General features: G+C 69.4%; 10 protein-coding genes. 4 read left to right on the top strand and 6 right to left on the bottom strand.

From position 1 onward, the window contains the following. Positions 1 to 7 precede the first annotated feature (7 nt). Together HPF_RS19460 and HPF_RS19455 are read left to right on the top strand one after the other, a co-directional pair. Positions 8 to 508 carry a 6,7-dimethyl-8-ribityllumazine synthase gene (locus HPF_RS19460; protein WP_133157586.1) on the top strand — a complete coding sequence of 167 codons (501 nt, stop codon included), beginning with the start codon at positions 8 to 10 and terminating at the stop codon, positions 506 to 508. An 11-nt stretch (positions 509 to 519) separates the two neighbouring features. Continuing rightward, positions 520 to 879: a DUF1161 domain-containing protein gene (locus tag HPF_RS19455; RefSeq protein WP_133157585.1), complete on the top strand. Its 360-nt coding sequence runs from the start codon at positions 520 to 522 to the stop codon at positions 877 to 879. A gap of 18 nt (positions 880 to 897) precedes the next feature. Here HPF_RS19455 and HPF_RS19450 read toward each other — a convergent pair whose 3' ends face one another. The 3 genes from HPF_RS19450 to HPF_RS19440 form a co-directional block, all read right to left on the bottom strand. After that, positions 898 to 1,743 (bottom strand): enoyl-CoA hydratase-related protein, encoded by an 846-nt coding sequence (locus HPF_RS19450; protein ID WP_133157584.1) that lies wholly within the window; start codon positions 1,741 to 1,743, stop codon positions 898 to 900. Continuing rightward, on the bottom strand, positions 1,706 to 2,944 hold the full coding sequence (locus HPF_RS19445; protein WP_133158173.1) for a Y-family DNA polymerase: 1,239 nt from the start codon (positions 2,942 to 2,944) through the stop codon (positions 1,706 to 1,708). Before HPF_RS19445 ends, HPF_RS19450 begins: the two co-directional genes overlap by 38 nt. 99 nt (positions 2,945 to 3,043) lie before the next feature. Beyond that, entirely contained in the window at positions 3,044 to 3,580 is a 537-nt protein-coding gene (locus tag HPF_RS19440; RefSeq protein WP_133157583.1) for an anti-sigma factor domain-containing protein, read from the bottom strand. Between the two features lie 151 nt (positions 3,581 to 3,731). On the opposite strand from HPF_RS19440, the gene HPF_RS19435 reads away from it, so the two are divergent. Continuing rightward, entirely contained in the window at positions 3,732 to 4,988 is a 1,257-nt protein-coding gene (locus HPF_RS19435; RefSeq protein ID WP_133157582.1) for a hypothetical protein, read from the top strand. A gap of 102 nt (positions 4,989 to 5,090) precedes the next feature. Next, positions 5,091 to 6,104, top strand: a complete 1,014-nt coding sequence (locus HPF_RS19430) for a BLUF domain-containing protein (RefSeq protein WP_133157581.1) — start codon at positions 5,091 to 5,093, stop codon at positions 6,102 to 6,104. Position 6,105: 1 nt separating this feature from the next. On the opposite strand, the gene HPF_RS19425 is transcribed toward HPF_RS19430, so the two are convergent. The 3 genes from HPF_RS19425 to HPF_RS19415 all read right to left on the bottom strand — a co-directional run bounded on the left by HPF_RS19425 (position 6,106) and on the right by HPF_RS19415 (position 9,140). Beyond that, positions 6,106 to 7,260, bottom strand: a complete 1,155-nt coding sequence (locus HPF_RS19425) for an alpha-hydroxy acid oxidase (protein ID WP_066153078.1) — start codon at positions 7,258 to 7,260, stop codon at positions 6,106 to 6,108. A 110-nt stretch (positions 7,261 to 7,370) separates the two neighbouring features. Beyond that, the gene (locus HPF_RS19420) at positions 7,371 to 8,753 is read right to left on the bottom strand and encodes a sensor histidine kinase (RefSeq protein ID WP_133157580.1); all 1,383 of its coding nucleotides are present in this window, start codon (positions 8,751 to 8,753) and stop codon (positions 7,371 to 7,373) included. Between the two features lie 9 nt (positions 8,754 to 8,762). Further along, a complete protein-coding gene (locus tag HPF_RS19415) occupies positions 8,763 to 9,140 on the bottom strand; it encodes a response regulator (RefSeq protein ID WP_079366808.1) in 378 nt (125 codons plus the stop codon). Between the last annotated feature and the right edge of the window lie 27 nt (positions 9,141 to 9,167).

The following is a 9,167-nucleotide window of genomic DNA, read 5'->3' as shown; positions in this document are numbered from 1 at the left end:
GGCACCTATGAGCACCTCCACCCCCGCCTCCCTTCCCGCCGACCTGCCTGCCGGTCTGCGTTTTGCTTTCGTCGAAGCCGTCTGGCACGCCGACATCGTCCAGCAGGCGCGCGACGCCTTCCTCGCCCGCATGGCCGAAGCCGGCATCGGCCCGGAGCGCATCGACCTGTTCGATGTGCCCGGTGCGTTCGAGATTCCGCTGCACGCCCAGCGCCTGGCCCGTTCGGGCCGCTACGCCGCCGTGGTCGGCAGCGCGCTGGTGGTGGACGACGGCATCTACCGGTTCGACGCGCTGATGCAGACCGTGGTCCAGGCCATGATGAACGTGCAGCTGGACACCGGTGTGCCGACCATCCTGGCCGTACACACGCCGCACCACTTCCGCGAACACGCCGAGCATCGCAAGTACTTCCTGCGCCACTTTGCGGTCAAGGGCACCGAGGCGGCCGACGCCTGCCTGCAGACCGTGGCCGGTTTGCGGCGGCTCGATGGCTTGCTGGCGTCCTGAGGGGGCGTGCGATGAGATCCACACGCTGGGCCGCGCTGGCCCTGGCCCTGGGCCTGGTGAGCAGCGGTGCTTTTGCCGCCGACATCTGCGAACCGCTGCGCGAGCACATCGAGTTCCAGATCGCCAGCACCGGTGCCACCGGCTTTGCGGTGATCGTGGTGGACGCGGACGCCGAGGTGGCGGGCAAGGTGGTCGGCACCTGCGCCCGCGGCGCGCGCAAGCTGGTCTACGTGCGGGCCAGCACGCCACCGGCGGCGGGGCGTCCGGCCCGGCCGGCCGCCACCGTGGCCTCGCGCACGGACGACGCGGACATCATCACCGAGTGCCGCGACGGCACCGTGGTGCGCGGCAACGCCAGCTGCAAGCCCTGAGCGGCGCCCACCGCGCGCTCAGCCCAGTTCCTTGAAGGATTGCAGCGCCGACAGCGGCGTGAACGAGCCCGCGCGCTTGTCCTTCATCGCGGCGATCGACTCGCGCACGTGTGCGTTGCTCCAGATCGCACCCTGCAGCCAGCCCATCTGGCGCAGGCTGTCCTCCACGCTGTGGTCGCGCGCGTAGGTCACGGCCTGCTTGGTGCCCCATATGGCGATGGGCGGCTTGCTGGCGATTTCTTTCGCGCACTGCAGCGCGGCGGCCAGCATCGCCTCGGGCGTGTCGAACACGGCGTTGACCAGGCCGTATTGCTCCGCCTTGGCGGCGCCCAGGCGGCGGCCGGTGTAGGCGAGCTCCTTGACCACGGCGAAGGGCACCAGCTTCGGCAGCCGCTGCAGCGTGCCGACGTCGGCCACCATGCCGATGTTGATTTCCTGGATGCAGAAGAAGGCATCCTGCGTGGCGTAGCGGATGCAGCCGGTGGTGACCATGTCCACCGCGCCGCCGATGCAGCCGCCCTGGATGGCGAAGATCACCGGGCAGCGCAGCGCCTCGATCTTCGTGAACGTGGCCTGCATGTCGGTCAGCAGGTCGAAGATGGCGGCGCGGCCTTCCGGGCTCTGGTCGTCCATCTGGATCGCGCCGGCAAAGGTCTCCAGCGCCATGCCGGCACTGAAATGTTTGCCGGTGGAGCTGATGACCAGCGCGCGCGCCGTGCCCTCTCGGTGCAGCTGCGTGACGATCTCGTCCAGCTCGCGCCAGAAGGTCGGGTGCATGGTGTTCATCGCCTCGGGGCGGCTGAGCACCAGATGGGCAATGTGCCCGTCAATCCAGTTCAGGGAAAAGCAGGTCGGTGCGCTCATGGTCGGCTTTCGGGTGTCGGGGGGGAGGGGTCGCGCCACTGTAGTGCGCCGCCTCGGCACCTTCTGTCCCGGGTTTGACCAGCTTGCTCACGCGCACGCCCAGCAGGCGGAAGCGCCGGGACAGGTCCACCCGCTTGAGGCACAGGCCCGCGTGCCGGCGGATGACGGCCGCATCGGCGGTGGCCACGGCTATGGTGGTGTCGCGCGTGACCTTCTCGAAGTTGTCGAAGGTGATCTTGATGCCGATGGTGCGGCCGGTGTAGCCCTTGCGCTGCAGGTCCGCGGCCACCTGCTCGCACAGCCGCGTGAGCACGGCGCCGGCTTCGGCCCGGTCGCGCACCGCGTGCAGGTCGCGGTCGAACGTGGTCTCGCGGCTCATGCTGACCGGCTCGCTCTCGGTCTCCACCGGCCGGTCGTCGCGACCCCAGGCGGAATCGTGCAGCCAGGCGCCGTAGCTCTTGCCGAAGGTCTCGACTAGCCAGGGCTTCTCGCGCGCCGCCAGCTCGCCGATGGTGTGGATGCCGTGGCTCTGCAGCTTCGCGTCGGCCTTGGGGCCGACGCCGTTGATCTTGCGGCAGGGCAGGGGCCAGATCATGGCTTCCAGGTCCTCGGGCCGCACGATGCTGATGCCGTTGGGCTTGTTGAACTCGCTGGCCATCTTGGCCAGCAGCTTGTTGGGCGCCACGCCGATGGAGCAGGTCAGTCCCGTGACCTGGAAGATGGACTTCTGGATCAGCCGCGCCAGCACGCGCCCGCCCTCGCGCTGGCCGCCGGGCACGTCGGTGAAGTCGATGTAGACCTCGTCCACGCCGCGGTCCTGCATCACCGGCGCGATCTCCAGAATGGTCTGCTTGAACAGGCGCGAGAGGCGCTTGACCTCCTCGAAGTCCACCGGCAGCAGGATGGCGTCCGGACACAGTTTGGCGGCCTTCATCAGCCCCATGGCCGAGCCGACGCCGAACTGGCGCGCCGCGTAGGTGGCGGTGGTGGCCACGCCACGGCCCACGTAGTCCTTCAGGCGCGGGAAGAAGTCCACCGGGATGCGGTCCAGCGTGGCCGGGCCCCACTCGCGTTCGGGCCAGGCCTGGCGCAGGCGTTCGAACATTTCGGCTTCGCGCCGGCGCCCGCCGCCGATGACCATGGGCAGGCCCTTGAGCTGCGGGTAGCGCAGCAGCTCGACCGACGCGTAGAACGCGTCCATGTCGAGGTGGGCGATGCGGCGGGGTCGGGGCGCGGACTCGGTCACGGTGCCGCGAGCATAGCGCCGCAGCGCCCGGCCGAGCCCGCCCCGGAGCGGCCCTTATATGGCCTTGTGCACCAGGGCGCCCTTGAACAGCCAGGGCAGGCGCGGGCCCTGGGCTTCCGGCACACCGCCCTTGTCTTCGACGCTGATCGCCAGCTCGGCCACGCCCGCCAGCGCCGCCTCCTGCGCCGGCAGCTGCAGGGTCTTGAACTTGCTCTCGATCACGCCCAGCGAGCGCGGCGCCTGGCCGTCCTTCACCGCCCACAGCTGCATGCTGTCCTCGCGGCCTTCCTTGACCTCGTTCAGGCGCTGCAGCTGCAGCACACCGGCCTGCGGGTCCATGGTCACCAGCATGGCCGCAGCCCCCTGGTCGTCCAGCAGCACCGCGATGTGGCGGATCTGCGGCACGTTGGCCACCTTGGCCTGCAGGTGGCCGATCTGCGCCTTGAGCTGTTCGTAGAGGCTGGCGCTGGCGGCCCAGCCCAGCATCAGCGCCAGCAGCAGGACGATGGCCAGTGCGCGCCACCACGGCGAGACGCGGCGGCTGGTGGGGGTGCGGGGGGTGTCGGTCGGGACGGTGTGCGGATCGTTCATGCCGGAAGTATGCCCGCGAGGAGCGGGGGGCCGGGGCGCTGTCTGACACCAGCGGCGGTACACTGCGCCGCATACTGAACGCCGTCCACCGCCTGCGGCGCCGGCATCCGATGCCACAGAAGCGGAGGTCCTTTTTCACTCACGGCCAGACATGCAAGTTCTAGAAATGGCGATCTGGTCTGCCATGGCGGGTGTCCTGGTGACCCTGACCGTGGCGGCGACGTTCGACGTGGCCACCCGCCCCAGCCTGTCGTCGGCCCGCTCGTGGCTGAGCCTGGTGCTCACCGGTGGCGCCTGCATCCTGATGTCGGGCCTGCCGGAGGCGCTGTGGCCTTCCTGGAATCAGATCAACTGGCTGCCGCTGAAGGCCACGATCGGCCCCCTGTGCGGCGCGCTGGCGATGACCTACCTCGGGCTGTGGTCGGGCCTGCGCAGCGAAGACCTGCTGGTGCGGCGCGTGATGGGACCGGGTGCATCGTTTCTGGTGGGCGGCACCTTCCTCCTGCTGGGCCTGGTGGTCGCCGGCCTGCCGGCCGACACCGTGCTCCTGCTGACCGGCGCGGTCAACAGCCTGGCGGTGCTGATGGGCGTTCTGATCGCCGTGCGCAGCGTGACACTGGGCGACCAGCTCTCGCGCTGGATGGTGCTGGCCTGTCTCTGCCTGGCCCAGATGACCGCCGGGCTGTACGCCAAGGGCCTGGGCATGGACATGGGCAACGCCTACTGGACGCTCACCGCCTGTGCCACCGTCGGTTACTTCACCACCGTGGTCGTGCTGGTGCGCCAGCGCAGCCGCCACTTCCGGCACCTGCGGCGCCAGGCTGCGGGCCAGGTGCCGGCGATGGCCTCGGCCAGCCTCCCCGTCGGCGCCCATCTGGTGGCACGGGTGGAGGATGCGCTCTGGCGCAGCCAGCGCATGGGCCGCTCCTGCCTCGTGGCCGCGGTGTCGGTGTCCAACCTGTACGCCTACCGCGAGTCGCCGGTCATGAACCCGGAAGGGGACATCCTCGTGGCGCTGTCGGCGCGCATCCGGCAACTGGTGGGGTTCCGCAACGTCGTGGGCCTGTACCACCAGCGCTGCTTCGTGCTGGCCCTCTCGGCCGTTCAGGACCCGACGCGCGCCGAGCTGGTGACCGAGCGGGTGCTGCGCGAACTGCGCATGTCGGTCAGCGTCGGTCCCGATCCGCTCTCGCTGCCGTTCCAGCCGGAAGTGGCCATCGGTGTGGTCGACGTGCCGGCCGGCACCGACGAATCCGCCGCAGTCCGCATCATCAACCTGGCCGAACAACTGGCCCTGCATGCACACGACGAGCCCGAGCGGGTGCTGCGGCGCACCTGGGTGCTGCGGCCGCAGGCTCCGGTGGCGCTGTCGCCCTGGCTGGCCGAGACCCAGCCGGCCAGTCTCTGAACCCGGCTGGCGCCCCTCGCCGTGGCTTCAAAACCCCTGCTGGCATGACATCCTGCACAGCCTGTGTACGCTCGCCCGACCGTTGCAGGGGGACAATTTCGCATGAGTTCCGTACTGCAGGACCCCGACAACACCAACTGGCCTGACAGCGGCAGCGAACTGTCGCGCCAGGACCTGGGCCGCCTGATCTACGCCAGCATTTGCCAGGTCGATGGGCCCGTGCTCGACGAGATGCGCCGCATCCGCGATCACGCGGTGGTCAACAACCAGGCCCACAACCTCCGTGTCGCGCTGATGCACCGCTGCGGCTGGTTCGTCGAGTGGATCGAGGGGCCGCCCGACGGCATCAGGGCACTGCTGGAACGGGTCGCGCTTGACCCGCGCCATCGCAGCCTGCGGGTGGTGCACGAGAGCGTGGGCAAGCCGCGCCTGTTCAAGCCCTGGATCGGCTCCATCGCCCAAACCACCGAGACCACCGGCGAGTTCGCGCGCCGCGTGATGGCGTTGCAGGAGCGCCACCAGAAGGGCAAGGGCTATGAGCCGGCCAGCGTCTGGCGCAGCCTGTGTTCACCGCTGCCGGGACACGTCGAGGTGGCCGCTGCGAACGACGGCAGCTACCAGCGGGTGATGATGATGTCGGCCGCCCGCACCGATGCCTTCGATCTGCTGCGCTGGCTGTCCGCCCACGAACAGCGGGCCGTGGTGCACCGGCGCTTTGCCGGTGCGGCGCGTGATGCGCTGGACGTGGAAAGCGACTACCTCGACCTGCCGCAGCAGGCCGCCGCCGGCCGGCGGCTGATCGTCAATGCCCGCAAGGGCCTGGCGATGGGCATGACCCACGCCTTTCTGCCCGACTACGCAGCGGTGGTGATCCTGCTGGATGCCGACGCCGAACGCAACGAACACCTGCTGGACCGGCTGCTGACGGCCTGCCAGCACGTGCACCACCAGCCGGTGATCGTCGGGCTGGGGGCCGACAGCTGGTTCAGCGACTCGCTGCGCAGCGCGACCGAGGCCCGTGGCCTGCGCTGGCACGAGGCCCGCGCGGTCGGACCGTCGTCCGACATGGCCACGCTGTGGTGGGCCCTCAAACGAATCCTCGACGCGCTGAGCTGATTCAGGCGGTCGGGTAGGTGCCCGGCAGCAGGATGCCGGTGTCCACGTTCTGGATGTTGGTGTGGCCGCAGAAGGCCATGGTGATGTCCAGTTCCTTGTGGATGATCTGCAGCGCCTTGAACACGCCTTCTTCGCCCATCGCGCCCAGGCCGTAGACCATGGCGCGGCCGATCATGGTGCCGCGCGCGCCCAGGGCCCAGGCCTTGAGCACGTCCTGCCCGCTGCGGATGCCGCCGTCCATCCAGACCTCGATCTGCTCCCCCACCGCGGCCACGATGGCCGGCAGGGCCTCGATGCTGCTGGGCGCGCCGTCGAGCTGGCGGCCGCCGTGGTTGCTCACCACGATGGCGTCGGCGCCGCTGGCCACGGCCAGTTTCGCGTCCTCCACGTCCATGATGCCCTTGAGGATCAGCTTGCCGCCCCACTGCGCCTTGACCCAGGCCACGTCTTCCCACGACAGCGTGGGGTCGAACTGCTCGTTGGTCCAGGAGGCCAGCGACTTCATGTTGGTCACCGCCTTCACGTGGCCCACCAGGTTGCCGAAGCTGTGGCGCTTGGTGCCCGCCATGCCCAGGCACCAGCGCGGCTTGGTCATCAGGTTGATGATGTTGGCGATGGTGGGGCTGGGCGGCGCGGTCAGGCCGTTCTTCAGGTCCTTGTGGCGCTGGCCGATCACCTGCAGGTCCAGCGTCAGCACCAGCGCGCTGCAGCGGGCCGCGCGGGCGCGCTCGATCATGCGGGCCATGGCCTCGCGGTCACGCATCATGTAGAGCTGGAACCAGAACGGCGCCGTGGTGTTCTGCGCGATGTCCTCGATCGAGCAGATGCTCATGGTCGAGAGCGTGAACGGGATGCCGAAGCGCTCGGCCGCCTTGGCCGCCTTGATCTCGCCGTCGGCGCTCTGCATGCCGGTCAGCCCCACGGGCGCGATGCACACCGGCATCTTCACGTCCTGCCCCACCATCTTGGTGGCGGTGGTGCGGTTTTCCATGTTCACCGCCACGCGCTGGCGCAGCTTGATCTTCTGGAAGTCCTCGCTGTTGGCGCGGTAGGTGCCCTCGGTCCACGAGCCGGAATCGGCGTAGTCGTAGAACATGCGCGGCACGCGCTTCTCGGCCAGGACGCGCAGGTCTTCGATGTTGGTGATCACGGGCATGGGTTGTCTCCGGGGTGGGCTTGAATGCACCGGATCGTAGCGGCGGCGGTGGCGCGCGCCCATTGAAAACCGCTTTTCGGCTTTGAAATTTGCTGCGGGGGCGGCCCGGCTCAGGCCGGCACCGGCCGGGACGGCAGCGTCGCGACGATGGTGGTGCCGGCGCCCGGCGCGCTGTCCACCCGCAGGGTGCCGCCGTGCGACTCCACCCGCACGCGCATGCCCAGCAGCCCGTGGCGACCGTGCGGCACGCGCTGCGGATCGAAGCCCTTGCCGTTGTCGTGAACGCTCAGGCGCACCGTGGCGCCCTCGGCCTGCAGGCGCACCCGGGCCTCGGTGCAACCGGCGTACTTGCCGATGTTGGTCAGCGACTCCTGTGCGATGCGGTAGAGCGCGAGCTGCGCCGGCTTGTCCAGGGCCACATCCTGCAGTTCGGCGTGCACCGGCCTGTCCAGCCGCTCGGCCATCTCGCGGCACAGGATCTCCAGCGCCTGCACCAGGCCCAGCTGCGACAGCGCGGACGGGTGCAGGTCTTCGATGATGCGGCGCTTGAGGGCGATGCCCTCGCCCAGGCGGGCCTCGATCGCCAGGATGCGCTCGACCGCCTTCGCGGGCAGGTCGGGCTGGCGGCGCAGCCGGGCAAAGTCCAGCTTCATCGACGTCAGCAGCCCGCCCATCTCGTCGTGCAGTTCGCGGGCGATGTGGGCGCGTTCGTCTTCGCGCACGTTGACCAGGTGGGTGGCCATCTCGCTCAGCTCGGCGGTGCGTTCCTTCACCCGGGCCGCCAGGCGCTGTCCTTCTTCGAGCATCTGCTGGTCGCCCCGGTGCAGCTGGCGCTGGAACAGGAACAGGCCGAGCATGGTGGCCAGCGCCAGCAGGTGCACGGCCATGCGGTTGATCATCAGCGCGTCGTAGAGGTTGACACGCGACTTCTGCTGCACCGCGGCCGTCTGTTCCAGCACCTCGGCAAAGGCCTGGCGCAGGGCGTTGCGGCGCTCCAGGCTGGCGCTGCTGGCGGCGGCCGCGATCGCCGGGGCGCGCTCGCCGCGCGCCACCATGGCGATCCAGGACTCGGTGGTGCGGATGTGTTCGTCGATCAGGCGCTCGATCGGTTCCACCGACACCGTCTCCTCCGGAACTTCCCGGGTGAGCAGGGCGAAGGCGCTGTCCTTGACCGCTTGCAGCTCCTCCACCGCGGCGCGGTAGCGAATGGCCTCCTCGGGGCTGGCGGTGAGGATGTAGGAGCGGGCGTACAGGCCCACTTCTGTGAGCCGCTGCAACGTCTCGGCCGATTTCACGCGGGCGTCGGTGAGTGCGATGTCGTTGTCCAGCGTGGCCCCGGAGTGCTGGTAGGCGCTCTCGTTGACCACCATGCCCACCACCCCCAGGGCGATCACGATGGGCATGGTGTAGCGGCCGCGGGCGGCCAGTTCAAAGCGGTGGCGGAACCGCTGGACGCGTTCGGCGTCGGGCGTGAGGCTGGGCGGCGGAGGCATGCGGCAGTCTCAGGCCTCGGCCAGCTTGTCGCAATAGTCGATCAGGGCGTCGAGGTCGCGGGACTTGTCGAACACCTCGGCCGCCCCCAGCGCCAGGCAGCGCCGCCGCACCTCCGGGGTCGCGAAGTTGGAGAGCACCACGCGCTGGGCGCGCATCTGCATGCCCTGCGCCGCTTCCAGCACGCCCAGGCCGCTGCCGGCGGCCAGGAAGATGTCGACGATCACCAGATCCAGGTCGGTGGCATGTTCGTGCAACCCGCGCACCGCGGCCTCCTCGGAAGGCGCAGACCCCACGATCCGGACGCTGGTCAGCTCCTCCAGGGTGGCGACCAGGTTGCTGAGGATGGTGGGGTTGTCTTCGACGATGAATGCGCTGAGGGTTGGCATGGAACACGGGCCTGGAGAGTCCTGCAA

The sequence above is a fragment of the Hydrogenophaga pseudoflava genome (assembly GCF_004353865.1).
GTDB classification, from domain to species: Bacteria; Pseudomonadota; Gammaproteobacteria; order Burkholderiales; family Burkholderiaceae_C; genus Hydrogenophaga; species Hydrogenophaga pseudoflava.
The sequence above is the reverse complement of the archived record's forward strand: the minus strand, read 5'-3'. Positions and strand labels throughout refer to the sequence as shown.